General features: G+C 28.3%; 20 protein-coding genes, 1 tRNA gene and 2 pseudogenes. 13 read left to right on the forward strand and 10 right to left on the reverse strand.

Translation table 11 applies throughout. The features are described 5' to 3' along the window. Nucleotides 1–381 precede the first annotated feature (381 nt). The 4 genes from F811_RS0103015 (at nt 382) to ptsP (ending at nt 4,759) form a co-directional block, all read left to right on the forward strand. Nucleotides 382–1,776, forward strand: coding sequence for a CCA tRNA nucleotidyltransferase (locus F811_RS0103015; protein WP_020003811.1), 1,395 nt, complete (start codon nt 382–384; stop codon nt 1,774–1,776). Nucleotides 1,777–1,783: 7 nt separating this feature from the next. Beyond that, on the forward strand, nt 1,784–2,557 hold the full coding sequence (locus F811_RS0103020; RefSeq protein WP_020003812.1) for a type III pantothenate kinase: 774 nt from the start codon (nt 1,784–1,786) through the stop codon (nt 2,555–2,557). Nucleotides 2,558–2,727: 170 nt separating this feature from the next. Next, a complete protein-coding gene (locus F811_RS0103025) occupies nt 2,728–2,994 on the forward strand; it encodes an HPr family phosphocarrier protein (protein WP_013113543.1) in 267 nt (88 codons plus the stop codon). A 19-nt stretch (nt 2,995–3,013) separates the two neighbouring features. Further along, entirely contained in the window at nt 3,014–4,759 is a 1,746-nt protein-coding gene (gene ptsP / locus F811_RS0103030) for a phosphoenolpyruvate--protein phosphotransferase (protein ID WP_020003813.1), read from the forward strand. A 55-nt stretch (nt 4,760–4,814) separates the two neighbouring features. Here ptsP and F811_RS0103035 read toward each other — a convergent pair whose 3' ends face one another. The 5 genes from F811_RS0103035 to flgE form a co-directional block, all read right to left on the reverse strand. Beyond that, nucleotides 4,815–5,687: a class I SAM-dependent methyltransferase gene (locus tag F811_RS0103035; RefSeq protein ID WP_020003814.1), complete on the reverse strand. Its 873-nt coding sequence runs from the start codon at nt 5,685–5,687 to the stop codon at nt 4,815–4,817. Between the two features lie 24 nt (nt 5,688–5,711). After that, nucleotides 5,712–6,512, reverse strand: a complete 801-nt coding sequence (locus tag F811_RS0103040; protein WP_020003815.1) for a flagellar motor protein MotB — start codon at nt 6,510–6,512, stop codon at nt 5,712–5,714. Between the two features lie 18 nt (nt 6,513–6,530). Then, nucleotides 6,531–7,322: a motility protein A gene (locus F811_RS0103045; protein WP_020003816.1), complete on the reverse strand. Its 792-nt coding sequence runs from the start codon at nt 7,320–7,322 to the stop codon at nt 6,531–6,533. A gap of 35 nt (nt 7,323–7,357) precedes the next feature. Continuing rightward, entirely contained in the window at nt 7,358–7,582 is a 225-nt protein-coding gene (locus tag F811_RS0103050) for a flagellar FlbD family protein (protein ID WP_020003817.1), read from the reverse strand. A gap of 65 nt (nt 7,583–7,647) precedes the next feature. Next, nucleotides 7,648–8,973, reverse strand: a complete 1,326-nt coding sequence (gene flgE / locus F811_RS0103055; RefSeq protein WP_020003818.1) for a flagellar hook protein FlgE — start codon at nt 8,971–8,973, stop codon at nt 7,648–7,650. 253 nt (nt 8,974–9,226) lie between these two features. On the opposite strand from flgE, the gene F811_RS0103060 reads away from it, so the two are divergent. Beyond that, a tRNA-Ala gene (locus F811_RS0103060) sits at nt 9,227–9,300 on the forward strand. Nucleotides 9,301–9,580: 280 nt separating this feature from the next. On the opposite strand, the gene F811_RS0103065 is transcribed toward F811_RS0103060, so the two are convergent. Next, nucleotides 9,581–10,390 (reverse strand): class I SAM-dependent methyltransferase, encoded by an 810-nt coding sequence (locus F811_RS0103065; RefSeq protein WP_020003819.1) that lies wholly within the window; start codon nt 10,388–10,390, stop codon nt 9,581–9,583. Nucleotides 10,391–11,081: 691 nt separating this feature from the next. Here F811_RS0103065 and F811_RS0103070 point away from each other — a divergent pair. The 4 genes and pseudogenes from F811_RS0103070 to F811_RS0103085 all read left to right on the forward strand — a co-directional run bounded on the left by F811_RS0103070 (nt 11,082) and on the right by F811_RS0103085 (nt 17,133). Then, nucleotides 11,082–14,408 carry a DUF4132 domain-containing protein gene (locus tag F811_RS0103070; protein ID WP_020003820.1) on the forward strand — a complete coding sequence of 1,109 codons (3,327 nt, stop codon included), beginning with the start codon at nt 11,082–11,084 and terminating at the stop codon, nt 14,406–14,408. Nucleotides 14,409–14,530: 122 nt separating this feature from the next. After that, a complete protein-coding gene (locus F811_RS0103075) occupies nt 14,531–15,235 on the forward strand; it encodes a hypothetical protein (protein ID WP_020003821.1) in 705 nt (234 codons plus the stop codon). Between the two features lie 19 nt (nt 15,236–15,254). Beyond that, nucleotides 15,255–16,058, forward strand: a pseudogene (locus tag F811_RS15960) (DUF2262 domain-containing protein). 301 nt (nt 16,059–16,359) lie between these two features. After that, nucleotides 16,360–17,133 carry a DUF2262 domain-containing protein gene (locus F811_RS0103085; protein WP_020003824.1) on the forward strand — a complete coding sequence of 258 codons (774 nt, stop codon included), beginning with the start codon at nt 16,360–16,362 and terminating at the stop codon, nt 17,131–17,133. A gap of 419 nt (nt 17,134–17,552) precedes the next feature. On the opposite strand, the gene aroC is transcribed toward F811_RS0103085, so the two are convergent. Further along, nucleotides 17,553–18,662, reverse strand: coding sequence for a chorismate synthase (gene aroC, locus F811_RS0103090; RefSeq protein ID WP_020003825.1), 1,110 nt, complete (start codon nt 18,660–18,662; stop codon nt 17,553–17,555). Between the two features lie 287 nt (nt 18,663–18,949). Here aroC and F811_RS0103095 point away from each other — a divergent pair, with 287 nt between their 5' ends. From F811_RS0103095 to F811_RS0103110, 4 genes are read left to right on the forward strand one after another with little or no spacing between them, the layout of a single operon-like run. Continuing rightward, complete coding sequence (locus F811_RS0103095; RefSeq protein WP_020003826.1) at nt 18,950–19,561, forward strand: DUF2589 domain-containing protein; 612 nt, start codon at nt 18,950–18,952, stop codon at nt 19,559–19,561. A 42-nt stretch (nt 19,562–19,603) separates the two neighbouring features. Then, a complete protein-coding gene (locus tag F811_RS0103100) occupies nt 19,604–20,221 on the forward strand; it encodes a DUF2589 domain-containing protein (RefSeq protein ID WP_020003827.1) in 618 nt (205 codons plus the stop codon). 37 nt (nt 20,222–20,258) lie between these two features. Next, the gene (locus F811_RS0103105) at nt 20,259–20,603 is read left to right on the forward strand and encodes a hypothetical protein (RefSeq protein WP_020003828.1); all 345 of its coding nucleotides are present in this window, start codon (nt 20,259–20,261) and stop codon (nt 20,601–20,603) included. A gap of 37 nt (nt 20,604–20,640) precedes the next feature. After that, nucleotides 20,641–20,913 (forward strand): hypothetical protein, encoded by a 273-nt coding sequence (locus F811_RS0103110; RefSeq protein WP_020003829.1) that lies wholly within the window; start codon nt 20,641–20,643, stop codon nt 20,911–20,913. Nucleotides 20,914–20,926: 13 nt separating this feature from the next. On the opposite strand, the gene map is transcribed toward F811_RS0103110, so the two are convergent. The 3 genes and pseudogenes from map to F811_RS16700 form a co-directional block, all read right to left on the reverse strand. Continuing rightward, nucleotides 20,927–21,721 carry a type I methionyl aminopeptidase gene (map, locus tag F811_RS0103115; RefSeq protein ID WP_020003830.1) on the reverse strand — a complete coding sequence of 265 codons (795 nt, stop codon included), beginning with the start codon at nt 21,719–21,721 and terminating at the stop codon, nt 20,927–20,929. 14 nt (nt 21,722–21,735) lie between these two features. Beyond that, on the reverse strand, nt 21,736–21,999 hold the full coding sequence (locus tag F811_RS0103120) for a hypothetical protein (RefSeq protein WP_020003831.1): 264 nt from the start codon (nt 21,997–21,999) through the stop codon (nt 21,736–21,738). Nucleotides 22,000–22,032: 33 nt separating this feature from the next. Beyond that, nucleotides 22,033–23,109, reverse strand: a pseudogene (locus tag F811_RS16700) (AAA family ATPase); the annotation flags it as partial.

Raw genomic sequence — 23,109 nt, forward strand, 5'->3', positions numbered from 1 at the left:
AATTACTAAATTTAGCCTGAAATGTAGCCTTTTTACTTCTTTGTGGCACACCTGCCTACGGCACGCAGAGCGAGGCGGACAGCGTCACAAAAGAAGTGTGGGTTGCCGAAGGCACGCAGGGCTAGTTCCCGAAAATAATAAAAATATAAAAACTAATTTTGACAAACTATAGTTGTTTAAGTATATAGTACATATACATCATTTTATAATGTATTAATTTAAATATTATATAATTTTATATAGATTAATAAATTTATACAACTGTTTGTAGATAATTTTTTTATTAAGCTTAATTATATTGTCTATTTTATATAAAATATAATTTGTAATTAATGAAAAATTGTATATACTATATAGAGTATAAAATAAATAGGATATTAAGTGAAGAAAATATTTACAGATATACCGCATCCGATAAAAGAAATAGCAAGGATACTGCATATAGAGGGCTTTCAATGTTTTTTGGTTGGAGGGGCTGTAAGAGATGCTGTAATGGGAATTACTCCGCATGAATATGATATCACTACAGATGCCAAGCCAGAAGATGTACAAAGAATATTTAAATATACTGTTCCAACTGGTATAAAGCATGGTACTATACTTGTTATTATAGAGGACATGCATGTAGAAATAACCACTTTCAGAAGCGACGGCAATTACAGTGACGGAAGACACCCAGACAATGTAGAATATGCTTCAAGTATAGAAGATGATTTACCAAGAAGAGATTTAACTATAAATGCGATGGCATATAATGTTTTAGACGGTACTCTTATAGATATGTTTGATGGTATGAAGGATATCAAGCGTAAGATAGTAAAATCTGTAGGTGATCCTTATGAGAGATTTAGAGAAGACGGCCTTAGAATAATGCGTGCTATAAGATTTGCTGCTAAATTAAATTTTGAAATAGAAAAAGAAACATTTGAGGCTATAACACATTCTACAGGTATGCTTGCTTCTATTGCAGCTGAGCGTATACGGGAAGAGTTTAATGGTATATTATTGTCTTCAAATCCTTTCAGAGGTTTGGAGCTTTTAAGAAAAACTGGCGTACTATCATTAATACTTCCAGAGCTTATGCAGGGATACGGAGTTACTCAAAATAAATTTCATAAATACGATGTTTATTATCATATACTTCATACTATACAGTCTGTAGAACCTTTAGAAACTGAAGAATTAACTTTATTAGTAAGGCTTGCTGCTCTTTTTCATGATATAGCTAAACCTATGGTTCAGAAAAAAGTTTCAAAACAAGATGATCCTGTTTATTATAATCATGAGGTTGTAGGAGCAAAAGTAGCTAAAAATGTAATGAAGAGATTAAAATATTCTAATTCCGAGATAGATTTTGTAACACTATTAGTTAGGCAGCATATGTTTTATTATCAGGACGAGTGGACAGATGGAGCAGTTAGAAGGTTTATGCGTGCTATTGGTGTTGAAAATATAAAGCCTCTTTTAAGATTAAGAGAAGCTGACAGACTTGGAAGCGGACACAGAAAAGATAAAGAAAGTAAGGCTATACCTAAACTTTTGGCTAGAATTGATAAGATAATTGAAGAAGAAAATGCTATAACAGTAAAAGATTTAAAAATAGATGGTAATGATCTTATTAATGAATTTCATTTAAAGCCTAGCCCTTTGATAGGTAAAATATTAAATTATTTGCTTGATTTAATATTAGATGAGCCTGAATTAAATAACAGAGAATTTTTACTTGAAAAAACTAGAAATTTTTTAGAAAGCAACAATATAAGGGACGAGGCTTGAGAAGAAAATGTACTTGCTTGCTGATATTGGAAATACGAGAGTTAAGTTAGCAATATTTGAAAATAATAACAATGCTCCAATATATTTTAAAGCTATAGAGCATAGCAATGCTTTGGATTTGGTAAATGCATTAGATGAAATAAAAAATAATTACAGCAATATAAAAAATGTATTTTATAGTAGTGTATCTTTAAAGGTAAATGATTTGTTTGAGGGCAGTGTAGAAGATTGTTTTAACATTAAGCCTTATAGAGTTACACATAATGATATAAAACTTAAAGATAATTTATATGAGCCTAAAGATTCTGTAGGTATAGACAGAATTTTATCAACTTATGCTTCTATATGTCTTGAGGGGTATGATGATAATAATAAATATGCTTCTGTAGTTATAGATATGGGTACAGCAACAACAGTCAGTGTTATGCTTTCAGATTTTACATTTTTGGGCGGTATGATAATATCTGGTACAAAAACCAGTTATCAGGCATTATCTAATACAACTTCACTTCCTTATTATGAAATAGGTCCAATATCATCAATACCAAGCCCTATAAATAATAATGTAAAAGATGCCATCATGTCTGGGGCTATATATAATACCATAGGAACCGTTAATTATGTTGTTTTAGAAGCGAAAAAATATATAAAATCTAAATATAATATAAAATCAAAAATCTTTCTTACAGGCGGCATATCAAATTTAAAACTCTTAAAATGCAAAGTCTATCCTTTTTTGGTTCTTCAGGGAATTTATTTTAATATGATAAATAAGATATAGATATATACTATATAAGTAATTCTATATTTAATATATAAATTAAATAAAAAGTATGTATTTAGTATATAAAACATACTTTTTAGTACATATATAATTTGACAAATGAGAAAAAACTGATATACTTTAAAATATATAAACATATATAAGAAAAGAACGGAGGAGTTTTGCCGATGACTACAGGTAAAGTTACTATACAAAATGATACAGGGCTTCATGCCAGACCTGGTAATGAATTTGTTACATTCATAAAAACATTACAAAATTGTAAAATAGAAATAGAAAATGAAGCTGGAAAAAGAGTAAATGCTTCATCTCTTTTAAAAGTTTTATCTTTAGGAGTAAAAAAAGATTCAGTACTTACTATTTATTGCGATGGTGAAAATGAACAAGAAAATCTAAAAAAAATAGAAGAGTTTCTTGCTAATTTAAAAGATTAATTTTTTTTGGACTTATAATATGGAAAAAAGAATTAGTGGAATTGGGGTTTCCCCCGGTATAGCTATAGGAAAAGTATATCTGCTTCTTAAGAAGGATATTGTAGTATCTAAATGTCCTTGTGCAAATGTAGCTGAGGAGCAAAAGAAATTATTAGAAGCTAGAAATAAAACAAAAGAACAGCTTCTAAAAATTAGAGAAACAACAGCAAAAAAAGTTTCAGAAGAAAAGGCAGCAATTTTTGATGCTCATATAACTTTGCTTGAAGATGAGGATTTACTTGAAGAGGTTAATAATATTATAGCTGATGATAAAGTTTGTGCTGAGTATGCTTTATCTCAAGGTATAGAAGTTTATACTAAAATTTTAAGCGAAGTTGAAGATGAATATTTAAGAGAGCGTGCTGGTGATTTAGTAGATATTTCTGACAGATGGATAAGAAATATTCAGGGGGAAGAAATTGTTGATGTTTCTAATCTTCCAAAGGACTCGATAGTTGTTGCTAGAGATTTAACCCCTTCAGATACTGCCAATTTAGATTTGGATAATACTTTAGGTTTTATTACAGAAATAGGCGGACGTACTTCGCATACTTCTATAATGGCTAGATCTTTAGAGCTTCCTGCTGTAGTTGGTATCGGAGAAATTCTAAAAGATTTAGAAAACAATCAAACTATTATAATCAATGGAAATACAGGGGCTGTTATCATAGATCCTTCCAAAGAATCTATAGATGAATGTTTAAAATTAAAAGATGAATTTGATAAGAAAAGAGCTTTATTAAAAGAATATGCCCATAAAGATGCTATATCTAAAGACGGAACAAAAATAAGAGTATATGCCAATATAGGTTCTCCTGCAGATTTAGGCGGAGTTTTGAAAAATGGTGCTGATGGTATAGGTCTTTACAGAACTGAGTTTCTTTTTATGGAAAATACCGATTTTCCTACAGAAGAAGAGCAGTTTAAAGCTTATAAAGAAGTAGCAGTTGCTATGAGCGGACACACAGTTACTATACGTACTATGGATATTGGAGGCGATAAGTATCTGCCTTATTTGGAAATGCCTAAAGAGGAGAATCCTGCATTAGGCTGGAGAGCTTTAAGAATATGTTTGGATAAAACTTCTATTATAAGAACTCAATTCAGAGCTTTGCTTAGAGCTTCCGCTTTCGGTAAGATAAAGGTAATGCTTCCTATGATAGTATCTTTGGAAGAACTTAGAAAAGCTAAGGCTATATTTAATGAATGCAAACTTGAGCTTGTCAAAGAAAATATTGCTTTTAATGAAGCATTAGAACTTGGAATGATGATAGAAACACCTTCAGTTGTATTCAGAGCAGAGGCATTTGCAAGAGAAGCTGACTTTTTCTCTATAGGTACTAATGACCTTACCCAGTATACTTTAGCTTCAGACAGGGGAAATGAAAAAATAGCTAGTATTTGCGATCCTTATAATCCTTCAGTACTTATAGCTATAAAAATGGCTATAGACGGTGCTCATGCTAATGGTATTATTATTTCTATGTGCGGAGAATTAGCAGGGGATTTACTTGCTGTACCTTTATTGTTTGGATTGGGTCTTGATGTATTTTCTATGTCTGCTATATCAATACCTGAAGTTAAGAAAATGATTATATCTTTAGATAAAGCTGAATGTCAGATGCTTGCAAAAAGAGTTCTTACTTTAGATACTGCTGATGAGGTAAAAGCAGAATTATTAAGATTTTTAGAAATACATGAAAAAGGTGAGACAATAAGCTATTAATAAAAGTTTGAAAGATAATAAGAAGGGGCTTTTTTAATTAGAAAAGGCTCCTTTTTTATGAATAAAATCTTGCATATATACCGCAAGGTAGAATCATATCAGAATTTTCTATTGGAAGTCCTATTTCTCCGCTTTCAAAAGTACCTTTATTTTTTATATACGAAGATAATATATTTTTTAAAGATATATGAGAAAAACTTGCCGTGTAGCAGTTGATTAAAAATAGAATAGGGGAGTCTGACAAAAGTTTAACACATTCTTCTACTAGTCTTTTTAAACTTGTTTCTATCTGCCAAAGTTCTCCGTTAGGTCCTCTTCCGTATACTGGAGGATCCATTATTATAACATCATATTTTCTTTCGCGTCTTACTTCTCTAAGTACAAATTTAATAACATCTTCTATAATAAATCTTACCTTTTTTTGATGAAGATTATTAATTTCTATATTTGTTTTGGCATGAGAGACTATTTTTTTTGAGGCATCAACATGTACAACTTCATTGCATCCAGCATAAGCACATGCTGCAGTTGCACCGCCAGTGTATGCAAACAAATTTAGAGCTTTAATTTCTCTATTTTCATGAGTAGAAGATTTTTTTTCTTTGATTTTATCTATAATAAACTGCCAATTAACGGCCTGCTCTGGAAAAAGTCCTATATGTTTGAAATTAGTAAACTCTATTTTGAATGATAAATCATTGTATTTGATTATAAAATTATCTTTAGGTTTATTAATATATTGCCAATACCCTCCGCCTTTATCCGAGCGATGGTATATTGCATCTACATTAGTCCATTTATCTAAACGTTTAGGCCAAATAACTTGAGAATCTGGACGCGATACTAAAAAGCCGCCTATATTCTCAAGTTTTTCGCCATCTCCGCAGTCTATAATTTTATAGTCTTGCCATTTATCAGCTAAAAGCATAATTTTTAGTTAGTATAATTTTATTTATCTTTGGTTATAGTAGGTAACATCATTTCTTACTATAACAATATCCACTCTTCTATTCAAAGCTCTGCCGTCAGGCAAATCATTAGAAGCCACAGGTCTGGTATCGGCATATCCCGCAATAGAATATTTATTTCTATCAAGCTTTCCAGTCTGATCATTTTCAAAAAGTTTTTCTAAAATAACCATAGCTCTTGCAGAAGAAAGTCCCCAGTTATTACCAAATTTCTGTTCAGTAATACTTCCTGGTATAATAGAACCTGAATCAGTATGACCTTCTATTCTTATTTCATTTGGGATACCGCTAAGCAATGAAGCCAATTTAATAAATGTTTCTACATTATTTTGGCTGTCTATTATATTAGTAGAAGCTGATTCAAAATATTGGTCAGCACCAAGACTTATAACAAAACCTCTTTCATCTTCTTCTACTCTTACTTTTTTGCTTTTTATTTCAGCTTCCAATACTGCTACTGCCTTATCAATACTTCTGCCCATAGAATATCCTCTGTCTGTAGAAGGCAGTGTATCGGCATTAGCTCCGCCGTAAACAAGTTTGCTTTGTGACAGAGTAGCACCGCCCGGCATAACACCGAATGAGCCTTGGAATGCTGTGGCAATAAGCTGTATAGCAGAATCATTAACAGAAGTAGACATTGTAGCAAGAAGCATTACGAAAAATGTTAATACCAAAGTTACGAAGTCCCCGTAAGTTTGCAGCCATAATGGAGCTGAAGGACCTGGAGTGTCTGCCTTATCGCCTGCTTTTTTAGCTTTTTTACCAAACTTAATTTTTGCCATTTTTTACCTCTAAAATTATTATCTATCTCCAACTTGTTCATTAACTTTCTGACGCTGAGCTGGAGGTAAGAATGATACAAGTTTATCTTTTACTATTCTAGGGTTATCACCTGCCTGTATAGATAAAATACCTTCAAGCATAATACTTTTTACCATTGCCTCAGAAGAGTGTCTTGCAGCAAGCCTTCCTGATATAGGCAAAGCAAAACCGTTAGCTATAACAGATCCGTAATATGTAGTAATAAGTGCTACAGCCATACCAGAACCTATTGTTTCAAGACCGCCGCCGCCGCCCAAACTTCTAAGCATGATTACAAGTCCTATTAATGTACCAATCATACCCCAAGCAGGGAAAAGAGAAGCAGCATCGTCAAATACTTTTCTTACAGAGTCGTGTCTTGATTCTATATTATCTATTTCTGTATTAAGAATGTTTTTTACAAGCTCTGGGTCTGTTCCGTCTACTACAAGCTGCATACCTTTTTTAAGAAATGGGTCTGAAACTTCCTGTATATCATCTTCAAGTACAAGCAGTCCTTCTCTTCTGGCTTTTTCAGAAAAACTTATTAATGTTATTATTATTTGGTCTTCTGAATATGCAGGCTTTTGTAAAAGTACTTTAATAGCTTTAGGTACGCCTAGTACTGTTCCGATGTCATTAGCCATTATAAGCGAGTTAGCACCACCACCTGCTGTTACTATTATTGATGCTATATCAAGGAAGTTCCCTAACGAACCGCCTCCCCCGATAATACCGAATAAGTTAATTGCTAATGGCATTATAAGACATATAGGTACAATTATATCCATATTTTACTCTCTAACTAAAATTTATTTTTATTTTTTTATTCTTCATTACCATAGAATGATGGCTTTTTTACACTATTTTCACAAACTATTCTGCTTCTGTACTCTACTATTCTGTTAAGTACAGTTTCAAAGCTGTCTTTAGTTACTACCTTCCTTCCAGATAACATCGTTATTACTAAATCAGGAGTTTCCTCCATAAATTCTATTTGATGCGGATTAACATATAATATACTTCCGTCAAATCTTGTTATATGTATCATAATATCAGAAACTCCTAACTCTATTATACTATAAAATTATAAAAAGTATACTACTACTATTATAATTATCTCTTAAGTGCTATAACTTCCTGAAGCATTTGATCTGCTGTAGTAATAGTTCTGGCATTAGATTGGAAACCTCTTTGAGTTACTATCATATCAGTGAATTGTTCGCTCAAATCTACGTTAGACATTTCCAAAGCGCCTGCTTTTAAAGAACCTCTTCCTTCAGCAGAAGCAGTACCGATATTAGCAGCTCCTGAGTTATTGCTTGCTACAAATAATGTATCGCCTGCTTTTTCCAAACCGCCTGCATTATTAAATTTAGCTAATGCAACCTGTCCTAAAGTTTTTCTATTACCGTTAGTAAATACACCTGTTATCTGACCGTTGTCATCAAAGCTGAAACCTTCTAGCATACCCATAGTGTATCCGTCTTGTTCTATAGCTTTAGTAGTTGATGGAGATTCAAATTGTGTAATACCATTAAATAAACCAACTTCTCCCATAGTAAGGTTGATAGTTTGATTTACTTCGCCTTCTGTTCCTTGATAAGTGAAAGATACATTAGGCATTAATACTCCTTCTGTTTGAGTATTAGTACCATCGCTTACAGAAATTAAAGAACCAGCATCATTAAATACTAATTGGAAAGTATTGTTTCCGCCGCCTTCTACTGGGTCGCCTGCTGATACGCTTACACTTCCTTCTGTTGCATCTGGTATATCTATTGTCATATCCCATCTGTTAACATCTGTTCTAGTGAAAGTTGCTCTTAACTGACGTGGTATTCCAGTAGAGTCATATATAGTTAAATCTGACTGATGTGTTTCTCCGCTTTTTTGTAAGTTACAGAAATATTTAGTATTTGCTGTAGCTCTTGCTGGGTCTTTTGAACCTACTGGTATAATTAAATCTTCTACACCAGCTGAAGTATTTAATTCCATTTCTCCTGTTTCTGGGTTAAGTACAGCATTCCAGCCTTGTACCTTATAACCTATAGAAGGATTAACTAAATAACCGTCTCTGTCTAAAGAGAAAGCTCCGTTTCTTGTATAGTAAGAATTATTTCCTCTTTTTTCGATAAAGAAACCTTCTCCCTGAATAGCTAAATCAGTGTTTACACCTGTAACTTGTAAAGCACCTTGTGTATGTATAGTGTCTATAGTTGCAACCATCATACCTAAGCCTACTTGTTGAGGATTGATACCGCCTCTATCTTCCTGAGGCTTTGCTGCCCCGCTTAAAGATTGGCTTATCATATCCTTAAAAGTAACTCTTCCTCTTTTAAATCCGTATGTATTAACATTTGCAATGTTATTTCCTACTACATCCATTCGAGTTTGATGATTTTGTAAACCAGACACGCCGGCAAATAATGAACGCATCATAAGGCGTATTCCTCCAAAAATTTTAGTATTTCTTATAAAATATTTTCGGTATAATTAAAAATTGTTTAATGTTTTTTTTGATAATAGATGTTTATAATAGATTTTTACATTGATATATTAAAATATAATACAAATTAACCATATTTACCGATACGATAACTATTTTCAAAATACTTAATTTTTTAAACAAAAACTTAATACCAATATAATTGACTTTTAATTAAAAATCATTTAGAATATTTACACATTTCAAGGGGATATAGCTCAGTTTGGGAGAGCATCACAATGGCATTGTGAGGGTCGTGGGTTCGAGCCCCATTATCTCCAGTTTTGATAAAATATTTTATTTCATACTACACATGTTTTAACGCACGGTAAATAAATCTCATTATATAATAAATATTGTTATTACAAATAAATCTGTTATTTATAATTACGTAATTCGTGCGGTAAGTACGCAGCAAATTTAAAAAACTCTTGGGCGGGCAGCTAAAATAACAGTATCAAACCAAAAAACAAAAAATAGCATATCAGTAACATAATAATACAAATAAATTTAGAGGGCGGGGAGTGAGAATAAAATTTATTAAACTAAATAAAGAATATTTTAAACAAGTCTTATATGAATAGTATTAAAGTTTATCATATTTTTTGCAAATGGTAAATGTCTTAATATAGCCATAAGTCCCCATCTATTTTTAAAATAATCAGCATAATTATAACTGTTTATAAATCTTATATGACTGCTTAATTTTTCTATATCTGATGGTATATCTAATCCCCATCTAAATACTGTATTTGTTTCTTTTACTGTTTCATGAAGTTTTGTATTTTTAGCAAAAATTGTAGGTATAGTATCGAATATAAAATGGCAGTTAATAAAGTTTTCAGATAGTTTTTCAATTAATTCTTTTATATAACTTTCTTCTATATACATCAATACCCCCTCAGATATTATTATAACAGTTCCTCTTACTTTAATATTTTTTATCCACCTATAATCTAGTATAGATGATGATATGCATTCATAATTTTTATTATTTTCTAGTTCTTTAAAAAATTGTTTTCTTAACAAAATAACATCTTCAAAATCTATATCATACCAATAAATATTATCCTTTATAAATCTGCTTACTCTTGTATCTAGACCTGCTCCTAAATTGATAATACTAAAACTTTCTGCTGAACTTTTTTCAATAATATCTCTTATTATATCATCTATTATTTTTGTTCTTACACAAGTACCTACTTGAGTTCCTTTAGAGTTTTTGAACTTTGAAAAATCATAATTTATTTCTTTTAATATTTCTATAGATTTATAATCTTTGATAATTGAATCTTCTCTTTTACTTTCTTCTGCTTTAGCCCATAGTGTAATTAATAAAGTTTCAGATACTCCGTTTAAATTAATATTCATAATATAGCTCCTCTAAATGTTAGAATAGTCTAACATTTTTAATTATACATGTTTTATATTTTTTGTCAAATTCTTAAAAATAAAAAATATATTTATGATGCATTCCATTTTAATATTTTATTTATATTTTAAAGTTTTATTTAAAAATATTATTACAAATTAATCATTAGTTAAGCCTTGAATCTGTTTAACGCACGGTAAATAGAATTTGTATATACCTAAACAATTACAATTTGTCAAAAATAAAATCATATTTTGTTTTTAATATCTGTGGCTTTGCTGCGAAACACACAGTCATGCCGAACCCCACTGGTGCCCCAAAGAAGCTATATCCTCAATAAACTCAGATACGCTTCGCGAAGGGATATATTTTAGCTTAAATTAATAATTTATCTTACATGTAATACTATTTTAATATGATTGAGCACTAATTTTATACTTGCACTTTTTGTAACTTTTGGCAAAGCCCGTAGAGCGAAGGCTGGAAAAAGTTGATATAAATACAATTAAAAAATAATAATATTTGCTTAAGAAACATATAAACCAAACAGTGAGCCGAAGCCAGCAAATAAATTTATTTATTTGCTAATTATAGGCGAAGGCGAACATAGCAACAGTAATAAAAATTTGACATAATGAAAAAAATTAATTATACTATATAAAAATACTATTGAAAGATGAGGTACTAACTATGGAGAATAATATCAGTAATGAAGAACAAATAAGAAATAAGTTTGAAAGAATATTCCAATATGAAAATAATAAGAATGCATTTCTTGATTATTTTTACGGAAGATCAAACAGCTGCCCCACTTTAAGAAATTATTACGGTGTTGATGCAGAAGAAATTTTTAAGTTTTATTTTGATGAAAATACTAAAGAAGAAGATAAAAAAGCTCTGTCAAAATACGCTGAAACTGTGATTAAAGATATATACAAAGGTAAAAATGCTTATATAATTTTAAGATTATGCACTGGTGAAGATTTAGAAAAAGTATTAATAGAAAGTTATAATAATACAGCTGAAAGAACTATATATGATACAAAATATTCTAAAGCAACTTTAGCTAATAATGAAGCATCTAAATATATAAAAATACAAGTCAATAATTTTTATAAGTTTTTAGAATTAGAAGGCTGTATGCCTAAAAAGTTTAATCAATACTTAGAAAAAGTAAAAAATGACAATAAAGCATTATTGAATAAAGAGTCTCATTTATTATTAACTATTTTGGTATATCTTATAAATAGAGATGATGATAAAAGCCTCATCAAACAATTATTAAATTATATAGATTCTCTAAAAATAAATGATGAAGAAACTATATCATTACTTTTTAGTATAGTTGATAAAGATGAAGAAGTTTATAAAAGATTAATGAATATTCTAAATAAAGATAATAACATCATTTATTTTCTTGTGAATATATACAAAGATATGACAAGAACTATAAAGCTATATAAAAGATTATTTAAAGGATATTCAGAGGATAAAGGATATTATTACTACACACAAAAACTTATACCTGAATATTTAGAACTATGCAATTTCCCTAAAGAATGTATTTTGTTAAACACAATCGTTAACAACAAAACACTTTTTATTTCATATTTAACAGTAGAAGTAAAAAAATTATATGATGAAGATAGAGAAACATTTTATAGACTTTATGAGATAATAGCAAAATCAAAATTGGAACAATTATATCTTGATTATACTATGCTTTCATCAATTATGCTTGCAGCAAATGATAACAAATATAATATTGATACTAATGTTATTGTAGAAACTCTCAAAACAATGTGTGTGGAATTATTAAAAATAGAAGGACCTATTAAAAGTTTCGATGAAATAACTTCTAAAAGCTTTAAATATGTAAAAGATTATTCTTATGATAATCATAGTCATTATTTATCGGCTATAATGTCGCTTGATGGTATAAATGATCAAGCATCAGAAATTACTACTAAATTATTAAAGCATTACGGAATATACGGCAAAATTTCTATTTATGTTTCTATTCAGAAAATATTCTATAATAGAAATATTTTAGAAGCTAAAGAAAAATTAGTTAATGATAAAAAAGTACCGTTAAAAGATATTTATTTATCATTATTAAACTCAAAAAATGATATTATCACACTTATCAAAAATAATGTAGAAGAAACAAAATCTATTATGGAAGAAAAATCATTTATCACTTCTATAACAGCAAATATTAGTGGTACTATATCATTCATTAATTATATTTTCAGTGATGAATTAAACGAACTTATTGATAATAAATTTGATTTTGTTTTTAAAGTTCTCGACACAGCAAAATCAAAAGAAATAAAAAAGCATTGTGTATCGGTAATAAATAATAATGAAAGCATTGTAAGAAGCGAAGTAGAAAAATTGGCAAATGAGGGAAAAGAGGCTTCAAGAACAGTTTATAAAGAGATAATTAAATATTGGGATTTACAAAAGTTTGATGATGATTTTCAATTTAAAAGTGTTGACGAAATAAACGAATATTTAAATAAATACTATAATGAAGGACATGAAACTCTAATAAAAGATATAGACGAAAATATACTCTCTAATATTTTATTAAAAGATAAAAAAACTAAAGCTCCTTTAAATATAGTTAAGTATGTGTTTATGGAATATATTGCTTTAAAAGAGCCTTCAATATTAAAAGACTGCAACAAGATAGCAGAGTTTTTTGATATTGATTCACTTAGAAATGTACTTGATGATATATATTCAAATTGGCTTGATAATAAGGCAGATACAAAATTAAAAAATATACTTATTCCATATTGTCTTTTTCAAACTGAAGATAAACTCTTAAAGTTAAAGGCTCAGATTGAAGAATGGGCATTAAACTCAAGAGGAGCATTAGCAGCACATGCAGTATATGCCATAGCATTAAAAGCAAGCAAATTTGCATTGGTTTTAGTTGATACTATGTCTGTAAAAGTTAAAAATAATCAGGTTAAAAATGCTGCTAAAGATGCATTAAAAAAGACTGCCAAAGCATTAGAGATTTCAGAAGATGAACTTATAGATAAAATAATACCAGATTTGGATTTTGATAAAAAAGGGTCAAGAGAACTTCATTACGGAGGAGAAGCCGACAGAGTATTTAAACTTCAAATAAAAAATGATTTCACTATAGAAATAACAGATTCAAACAATAAAGTTTTAAAATCGCTTCCTGCACCAAACAGCAAAGATGATAAAGAAAAAGCAGATGCAGCTAAAAAAGAATTAACTTTGATAAAGAAAAATATTAAAATGATAACTTCTAATCAAATGACAAGATTAAATAAAGTTTTATTGAACGGACGTAAATGGTCTTATAAAACTTTTACTGAGCTTTTTGTGGAAAACCCTATAATGAATATATTTGCTTTAAAACTTATATGGGGTGTTTATGATGAAAAAAATAATTTAATAGAGAGTTTTAGATATATGGAAGACGGTTCTTTCAATACCTTTGATGAAGAAGAATATATATTTGAAGACAGTCTTAAAAATAAAAAGAATATTACTTTAGTTCACCCTATAGAATTAGACGATGAAAAATTATCAAAATGGAAAACTCAATTAAGCGACTACGAAATATCACAGCCTATAAACCAGCTTGATTTATTATTTGAAGAAGTGAAAGAAGAGTATATAAAAAACAACAAAATCATTTCTTTTGAAGATCAAGAAATAACAGCAGGCGAGATTATGTCAATGGCAAATAAAATGTCATTTGAAAGAAGCAGAGATATTGAGGACGGAGGAAGCTATACTTATTATGAATTAAAAGACTCTATATTAAATATTGCATGTCGTATAGATTTTGAATATATGTGGTTTGGAATAGAGGCGGGAGAAAAAGTAACATTTAAAAATATTGCTTTCCACAGACTAGATGAAAACGGCAGCTGCAATGAAGAAGAATATATAAATCCTTTAGAAATTAATAAGAGATTTACCTCGTCAATATATGGAACAGTAAAATCTTATTTTATGAAGTAAAAACTTATTCACGCACCTATTGGCTATTTTATATAGTACTTAATAGGTGTGTTTGATTAGTTATCATAAATAACATATTTTAGAATAGATTTTACATTTGTATAAAAAGCTATGAGGATATAATGATTACAAACCAAATAACAATAACTAATTATACAACAAACTTCGTTACTAACTACTTAACTAATATTATAGAGATAACAAATGTAGGGTTAAATGATAATACTATATCTATTATTACAAGCAAATCAGTAATTGATATGCTATCTTTAATTGGAAGTATTATTATTCCGCTTATAGCATTTATTCATGGCATATGTCTTAATAACAAATTAAATAAAAAAAATGAAGAACAGGCAGAAGAAATAAAAAAACAAAATCAATCCTATAGAATTGCTTATATAGTAAAGAATTATTTTGAATATTATATTAATGAAATTGAAAATGAATATTCTAAAGTAAAAAATTATAAATATGGAGTACAATATCAAAAATATATGCATATTCATAATACTTTATTAGATGCTAAAGAAATATACAATAGAGATATAGAACATATTATCAAATCCTTTGAAATGTTTAAAACAGAAATAGATGTAAGTTATAATATATATTATAATTCATTATTATTAATACACGATTATTTATCAAGAATAGATGAAGGAAATTATAAGAATTATTTAAGTAATTTACTAGAATATTTAAAATATACCTTAAAATATATAAAAACTATACCATTAGTTATACATTCAGAAATTTATAATGAGAATATAAATAAAGTAGAAATTAATGAATTATATATAAGAATACAAAAGTTACAAAAATAATAAAGATAAAGGATATAAAATGAGCAAGGAAATTGAAAATTTTAATAGCAATTTTGATGATGAAATTTTAGACATGGCGTTCGTGCTTAAAGAATCATGCTTAGGGGCTAGTAAAGCTAATAAAGATAAATATTACACTTTATATATTCATGCGATAGCTTTAAAAAATATTGCCTCTAATGAAATTATAGAAAATGATAATATTCTTATTCAGAAAAAAGTTAAAGAAACAAAAGAGTATTTTCAAATGATTAAAAGTAAAAGCATAGCAAGATTAAAGGTGAAAAAAGAAAAAAATACTCATGATTTATATATGAGATTTTTGCTTGAAGATATTATTGACACCAACTATAAAGATAATGATTTAAATATTATATTAGAAAAATATTCTAAGCCTGTTTATTATAAAGATGAGGAGTTATGAGATTTTGAGCTTGATAAAAGTATAGACATGTTTAGTAAAGATATACTATGGAATGATAATAATATTTCAGTCTTATTTGAAGATATTGATGAAGAACTAAATAAAAAAAGTGTTGATATAATAAAGAAAATATTTACTAATAAAAAAGATATTGACAAAAAACTAAAAGAGTATATATCCGAAAATATGATTGAAGATGCCAACAGCTGGAACGATGATGCAGAAAAGCCTCATATAAATAGAGAAGAGTTTGAAAAATTAATAACCTTAACATCTATAACTATAAGTGAAGATATTATAACATTTTGGTTTGATGACGGGGATATTTTCTGGGGACATACTATAGTAGTAGAAAGCGACTGTGATTTTAATTTTACAGATGCTCATATAGAAGGATAATTAATTTTTAATTACTTCTATGCACGATAAAACATGAATTTTACTTATCATGCATTAAATAAATTTTTAATATAATTATGCCTTAGCTTGTGATAAAATATATAAAAACAAAGTATTGATATCTAAGTTCTATTTTATTTTTATGTCAACTTTTCCCGTGGCAAAAGCTGCAAAAGCACATATTTAAAAATTAAATCTACTAGTAAATTTATATATAATAAATGGTTTGTATTAATAAAACTTTTAAAATTTATTATTGATATTTTATACTAGCATATTAAAATATTAACAGGGTGTAAAAATGGACAAAGAAATTAAAGACTTTAATAAAAATTTTGATGATGAAATTTTTGACATGGCATTCGTACTAAAAAGGTCATGCTGCAAATACAATAAAATACCTTGGGATAAATATTATACTTTATTTGTTTATGCTATCGCTTTAAAAAATATTTCTACCAATGAAATTATAGAAAATACTCATATTATTATTCATAAAAAGATTGAAAAAGCTCAAGAATATTTAAAAATACTTAAAGATGAAAGCATAGTAAGATTAAAGGTAAGAAAAGAAAAAGATCCTGATAACTTCTATATTAATTTTTTACTTGAAGATATAGTTGATAATGATTATAAAGATGATGATTTAAATATCATATTAGAAAAATATTCAGAGATTATTTATTATAAAGATGAAGAGTTAGGCGATTTTGAACTTAATAAGGATATAAACAGTTTTAAGAAAGAGATGTATTGGACTAACAATAATATTTTAATCTTCTTTGACAATATTAATGAAGATTTTAATAAAAGAAGCGTTGATATAATCAAAAAAATATTCGCTAATAAAAAAGATATTGATAGGAAATTAAAAGAGTGCGCGGCAGAGAGTATATTTAAGCCTCATAATACAGAAAAAGAAGAATTCATAAAATCAATAAGTTTAACATCTATAAGCATATATTATGAAAACTGTATAACATTTTATTTTAAAAACAGTGACGGACATACAATTCCAGTAAATAGTGATTGGGATTTTAATTTTAAACCGATTACCCAACTAATGTTTTTTTAATTTATAGCCTTCTTTACACACACAGAACAAATATAAGTTTATCTATAATTAAAATTTTACTAATATTTCATTAAAGAAATTTCAAACCTTATTAACTCTTGATTTATAATTTAAGTAATGAATACAATATGAATTAAAATATACTATAATAATAAATGTCTGAATCTTAATAAAATTTAAAAAATTTCATTACATCTGCCCGCCCTCTAAATTTTTTAACCTTATTTTGTAATTTATGCATTATTTTTTCTTTATAGTTTTAATCTGTTATTTTTAGCTGCCCACCCAAGGGTTTTTTAAATTCATTGCGTTTTTCACCGCACGTAGAATGAAGTTAATAATTATAGGTTTTATTTGGAATTTCAAATTTCATTATATTTAAGAATTTGGTTTAACGTGCGGTAAATATTTTTTCTTAATTATAGTAATTTCCCTTTCATATCTATGCATAAATCAAGTATAGCAATAGCAAGTGCCGCCTCTATTGCAGGTACTGCCCTTACAGCTATGCATGGGTCATGACGTCCTTTAATAATTAAAATATCCTCTTCTTTTGTTTCTATGTTTAGAGTGAGTTGTTCTTTTGATATTGATGGAGTAGGCTTTATTACAGCATTAACTATTATAGGCATGCCGTTTGATATTCCGCCTAGTATTCCTCCGTTATTGTTAGTTTTTGTTTCCACTTTTTTTATATTATTATAGTTTTTTATAGTATATAGATCATTACATTCACTTGCTTTATAGTTTACAAAATCAAATCCGAGTCCGAAATCAATTCCTTTTACAGCAGGAACAGCAAACATTGACTGGGCTATTCTGCTTTCTATAGATGAGTAAAAAGGATCTCCAAAACCAGCAGGTACATTAAAGGCAGCAGCTGTTATAATACCTCCAACAGAATCCATATTCATTTTAGCTTCTTCTATTATGCTTATCATTTTATTCATAGCTTCATCATCAAAAACGCTTAATTCTTTATTGTAATTGCTTATGAACTCTTCATAAGTTGGGAATGTATTATTAGGGTATTTATCTTTTATATTATATATTTGTTTAATATGAGCAGCTATTTCTATGTCAAATTTTTCTTTTAAAGCTAATTTTGCTAAAGCCCCTGCAAATACTAAAGGAGCAGTTAATCTACCAGAAAAATGCCCTCCTCCTCTTATGTCATTAAATCCGTCATATCTAAGCATAGCAGTATAATCACTATGAGAAGGTCTTGGCATTATTTTTAAATTAGAATAATCCCCGCTTCTTTTATTTTCATTTTTAATTATGGCAGCAATAGGCATTCCAGTGCTTTTATTTTCAAGAATACCTGATAATATTTCTGGTTTATCAGATTCTGTTCTGGCTGTTGCAAGCTTTGCATTTTTTGCCCTTCTTCTGTCCATTTCACTATCTATAAAGTCATAGTCTATATTAATGCCGTAAGGAAAACCGTCTATAACACAGCCTATAGCCTCGCCATGTGATTCTCCAAATAAACTTAATTTAATATTATTACCAAATACGCTTCCCATAAATATATTCCTGAAATTAATTTTTTTATTATAATTTTTTATAACTATAATTTTATATTAGTATATATTATTTTTTATAAACTTTCTATATTAGATTAGTAATTTAAAAGTTATATAATGTTAGTTTTTTAATAAAATTTATTTAGTATTAAATGTATTATAATTAATAAAAAATATATTATGATTATGAAATTATTTAATTGTAGTAATAAATGTATACTATAATTCATTTAAAAAATTTTCTATATGATTATTATAATAATAAAATATATTAGGAGATTAGTGTTATGGCTAAATTTAATGAAGTAATTATTGCAATTGCAAAATCAGTAGCTGAGGCAGAAGCTCAGCTAGAAGAAGTACAGCTAAGTAATTTATCAAAATACTTTAAAAAAAAGAGAGATAGAAATCATAGTGGTGTAGGCGAATATTTGCCTGGTGTATTTCCTATAAGATTAAAAATCGGCGTACCTGATGAAAACAATGAATATGGTAATAAGTATTATTGTGCTCCATATATAAATTTGCTTCCAATATCTCAGCTTAATATAGATTCAGTTAAAACTTCTTTTGATATAGGTCTTGTTGAACTTATAGAACCACAAAAAAGTAATAATAAATCCGTATTTAATGATGTTTATGATGATGATAAAGTATGTAAAATGAGAGATTTTGAAAATTCTTCAAATATATCTGTCGATGTTACAGGTGCTGGTTTAGATAAATGCAAAGGAACAACTATAAATGTTGAAGTTTTAATTTCTAAGACAGAAATTAGTGATGGAATGTCTAGACTCATAAACGAAATAACAAATTTAAGTCAAGGACTCATAGAAGTCAAAGATGACAAAAATGATATTAATAATGATATAAATAATGAAATTAATAATGAAAATTAATTAAATATTAAAATATAAAAAATATACTTTAAGGAGGAAATTATGGCTGGTATAATAGCAAATCAATTTACAGGTCTTCCAATGGCATCTCTTATAGGAGGTCCTTTACAGGCGGTAGCCGATGCCCAATTAAGTTTGGCTAATACTACAAAAAACTTTATAGAAACGGTAGCTTTTGATCAAACTAAAGATGGTGATAAGACATTAAGAATGGTTGAGTTTCAATACAAAAGATTAATAACACCAGATGGTCAAAATACTGCAGATAATAATCCTGGTACTGTAGATATGCAATTAAGTGTACCTTTTATTAGTATAGTTAAAGTACCGTCTCTATTTGTAGATTCAGTTGATATTACTTTTGATATGGAAGTAAAAAGTTCAGAAGAAGAAAAAAGTGATAAGGATGCAAGTGGATCAGGATCAGGTGAGGGCGACCTTAATTTAGGATTATTTTCTATTAAAGCTACAATAACAGGTTCTGTAAGTTCTCATCAAGAAAATACTAGAAAAACAGATACTTCAGCTAAATACCATGTAGAAGTTCATGCAGTTGATCAAGGTATGCCTGAAGGGCTTGCTAGAGTATTAGATATTATTAATGCTAATATAGCTCCTGTATCACCTAAATCATCTAATGATGATAATAAAAATAAATGATAATAAAGTTATATATTTCTAATATTAAAATTAAAAAATGATTATTAGTTTTAATAATATAAAAAAAAATTTAGATGAAAAATCTATTCTGATAAAAGAGGTCTGTGAGGCAGAACTTTTCAAAAAGTATTCTGCTTTAATACCTCTTTTACAGGATAAATTTAATACTAAAGAAGTATATAATTTTCTTTCCTATACAAACTACAATTCTGATATTAGTTTTACTATTACAGCATATAAAATATCTGAAAATGTATTTTCTATTAATGATAATGTTTCAAAAGATTCTTATGAACTTTATTTCTCATCTAAAAATGGTATAAAAATCAATGATAAAATTGTAAATAATTTTGAAAATATGGTATTAGTTATAGATAGTTAGTAAAAATGTTAATTAGTTTTTTATTTTGGAGTTTAGTATGGCTGAAAATAAAATTTTTGATTTAAGTAATATAAGATATGTTAAGAGGATAATAGTAGGTCAGAATGATCCTAATATTCCTTATAAAGAAGAAGATTATCAAAAAGCGAATGAGCTTTTAAATAAATGTTTAAATGAAATTCCTAAAGGAAAAATTATAGGTATAGAAAGAAATTTTTATCTATTTAATTTAGGAGAACATCAAGTAGTTCTTCAATGGCTTACTTATCATGTAGGCTTTGAAAGAAAACCTATGTGGCTTGAAGAATAATTTATTAATAATTCTATTTTTTTATACCAAGTATTTCCACACCAGTTTGAGTGATTAAAACAGTATGTTCAAAATGTACAGCTAAAGAATAATCTGGAGTAGATAAAGTCCAGCCGTCTTTTTCTTTTTCATATTTATCAGTGCCGTTTGTTATCATAAGCTCTAATGCAAGCACCATATTAGGTTCTAATATTACATCATTATTAGGGTGATAAAAATTAAATATATAAGGAGCTTCATGATATTCATAACCCACACCATGTCCTGTAAGTGATTTTATGACATTAAATCCATATTCATGAACTTTATTTTCAACAGTTTTTCCATATTCGCTTAAAAGTACATTGGGCTTTAATTTGTAAATAGAGTATTCTAAAGATTTTTTGCAGGCATCTATAAGTTTATATGCCCTGTGATTGACAGAACCCATACCGCCTTCTATAACTACAGTTCTAGCACAGTCAGCATAGTATCCGTTATATTTTACTCCTACATCCACGCATACAGGCTCTCCATGAACAAGTATTTTATTATTAGTAGGTCTTCCATGTGCTATTTCATTACCGCTTGATATGCTTGTAGCAAATCCATAATCTGGAACTTCAAAGTTAGCAGGGTATGCATTTTGAGCTTTTATAAATTTTTCAACTTCTTTATCTACTTTAGAAGCCCTTACTCCAGAGATACAAAGTTTGAAAGCCAAATCTATAGATTCCTGTGCGATTTTTGCTGCTTTTCGTATATTTTCTATAGCTTCATCATCTTTTATAGTTGGTTTTACTATACCTTTCATCTCTTTTATAAACATTTTATTTTTATCCTTTATTTTAAAGATTTAGGAGTAAATATATATAAAAGAATAACAAGTATAATAGCACCTAATACAGCAGATGATAAATTTATTCTTACATATTGTATATTGCTTATTCTAGGAAGATAATAAGAACCAAGCAGAGCACCTGCAGTAGATATAAGAAACATCATAACCCAGCCGCCGAATACTTTGATTTTTAATATTTTTCCAAATACTAAGCTTACAATGATGCCTATAACTATAAATGCTGATACTACTATAATATATTCCATTTATTTGCTTTAACCTCTTTATATTAAATTATTTTAGTTAGATGAAAGTCCTATAAAGAATGATTTTAATCCTCCTTCATCATTTTCTACTGGAACAAATATCATATGCGATATATTTTCTCTGTCAGCAGAATCAAATTTATTTTTTAGAGAATCAGAAGAAAACGGATCTGATACATATAAAGTTTTTTTATGCGATAGAATCTTTTTAAATAAAGCTTCATTTTCAGTTATATTTAATTTATCTTTTGTAGCATCTGATATATTCTGCGATTCATCTACAGTATAGTTTCCGTCATCTTTTCTTGTAAGCATAGCAGCATGTTTTATATCAAGACCAGACTGCTCTTTTATCCAATTAAGCATATCATGCATATTTTTATTGATGAATTTTTTACCTCTGATTGATTTTAATACATTTTTCCAACCAGCTGTCATGTTCTCTTTTACTTTTTCTTCTGCTTCTCTGTAAAAATCATCTGGTATTTTAGGTACCTCTTCAGGATCATATAAATCTTTATCTGTAAGGTCATCTGTATCAAATGTATCTTTTTCGCTTGCAGGTTTTACTACTTCTCCATCATCATATTCTTCCCTGAAATTAGGTGATAAATTAGAATTATTATTATTATCGCTGTTTTCTTCATCATCATAATCGCCAAGAAGAAAATCTCTGTTAAGAGAGAAGTTAAAAGCATCGCTTGAAGAAAAGTACTCTTCTTCTTTTTTTACTATTTCATCTTCTAAAATAGAACCATGACTTATCAAAATGTCCCCCTCATTATTATCATCTATAATATCATCAATGCCTTTTATTATATCCTCATTTTTATTATTGTCTACATTATCAACTGTCTCTTCAAGATTATCTTCATCATCTTTTATACTATCTGGATTTTCTTCATTATCAGGTATATCGTCCATGTTTTCAGTGGTATCGTCTGTTTTATTATCTTCAGTATCATTTTCTAATTCATCATTCAAATTAGGTATATCATCTAAGTTTTCTATAGTGTCTTCTATATTATTATCTTCTTCATCATTTTTGTTATCTTCACTGTTATCTTCTATTTCATCGTTCAAATTAGGTATATCATCTAAGTTTTCTAT

This window comes from Brachyspira innocens ATCC 29796 (assembly GCF_000384655.1).
GTDB lineage: Bacteria > Spirochaetota > Brachyspiria > Brachyspirales > Brachyspiraceae > Brachyspira > Brachyspira innocens.

Bases quoted from the DNA above. Each gene is read 5' to 3' on its own strand.
- F811_RS0103095 (WP_020003826.1), top strand. From the start codon at position 18,950: ATGGCTAAATTTAATGAAGTAATTATTGCAATTGCAAAATCAGTAGCT.
- flgE (WP_020003818.1), bottom strand. From the start codon at position 8,973: ATGATGCGTTCATTATTTGCCGGCGTGTCTGGTTTACAAAATCATCAA.
- F811_RS0103120 (WP_020003831.1), bottom strand. From the start codon at position 21,999: ATGGAATATATTATAGTAGTATCAGCATTTATAGTTATAGGCATCATT.
- F811_RS0103050 (WP_020003817.1), bottom strand. From the start codon at position 7,582: ATGATACATATAACAAGATTTGACGGAAGTATATTATATGTTAATCCG.
- ptsP (WP_020003813.1), top strand. From the start codon at position 3,014: ATGGAAAAAAGAATTAGTGGAATTGGGGTTTCCCCCGGTATAGCTATA.
- F811_RS0103075 (WP_020003821.1), top strand. From the start codon at position 14,531: ATGATTACAAACCAAATAACAATAACTAATTATACAACAAACTTCGTT.
- F811_RS0103070 (WP_020003820.1), top strand. From the start codon at position 11,082: ATGGAGAATAATATCAGTAATGAAGAACAAATAAGAAATAAGTTTGAA.
- F811_RS0103040 (WP_020003815.1), bottom strand. From the start codon at position 6,512: ATGGCAAAAATTAAGTTTGGTAAAAAAGCTAAAAAAGCAGGCGATAAG.
- F811_RS0103085 (WP_020003824.1), top strand. From the start codon at position 16,360: ATGGACAAAGAAATTAAAGACTTTAATAAAAATTTTGATGATGAAATT.
- F811_RS0103065 (WP_020003819.1), bottom strand. From the start codon at position 10,390: ATGAATATTAATTTAAACGGAGTATCTGAAACTTTATTAATTACACTA.
- F811_RS0103100 (WP_020003827.1), top strand. From the start codon at position 19,604: ATGGCTGGTATAATAGCAAATCAATTTACAGGTCTTCCAATGGCATCT.
- F811_RS0103025 (WP_013113543.1), top strand. From the start codon at position 2,728: ATGACTACAGGTAAAGTTACTATACAAAATGATACAGGGCTTCATGCC.
- F811_RS0103020 (WP_020003812.1), top strand. From the start codon at position 1,784: ATGTACTTGCTTGCTGATATTGGAAATACGAGAGTTAAGTTAGCAATA.
- F811_RS0103105 (WP_020003828.1), top strand. From the start codon at position 20,259: ATGATTATTAGTTTTAATAATATAAAAAAAAATTTAGATGAAAAATCT.
- F811_RS0103045 (WP_020003816.1), bottom strand. From the start codon at position 7,322: ATGGATATAATTGTACCTATATGTCTTATAATGCCATTAGCAATTAAC.
- F811_RS0103110 (WP_020003829.1), top strand. From the start codon at position 20,641: ATGGCTGAAAATAAAATTTTTGATTTAAGTAATATAAGATATGTTAAG.
- F811_RS0103035 (WP_020003814.1), bottom strand. From the start codon at position 5,687: ATGCTTTTAGCTGATAAATGGCAAGACTATAAAATTATAGACTGCGGA.
- aroC (WP_020003825.1), bottom strand. From the start codon at position 18,662: ATGGGAAGCGTATTTGGTAATAATATTAAATTAAGTTTATTTGGAGAA.
- map (WP_020003830.1), bottom strand. From the start codon at position 21,721: ATGTTTATAAAAGAGATGAAAGGTATAGTAAAACCAACTATAAAAGAT.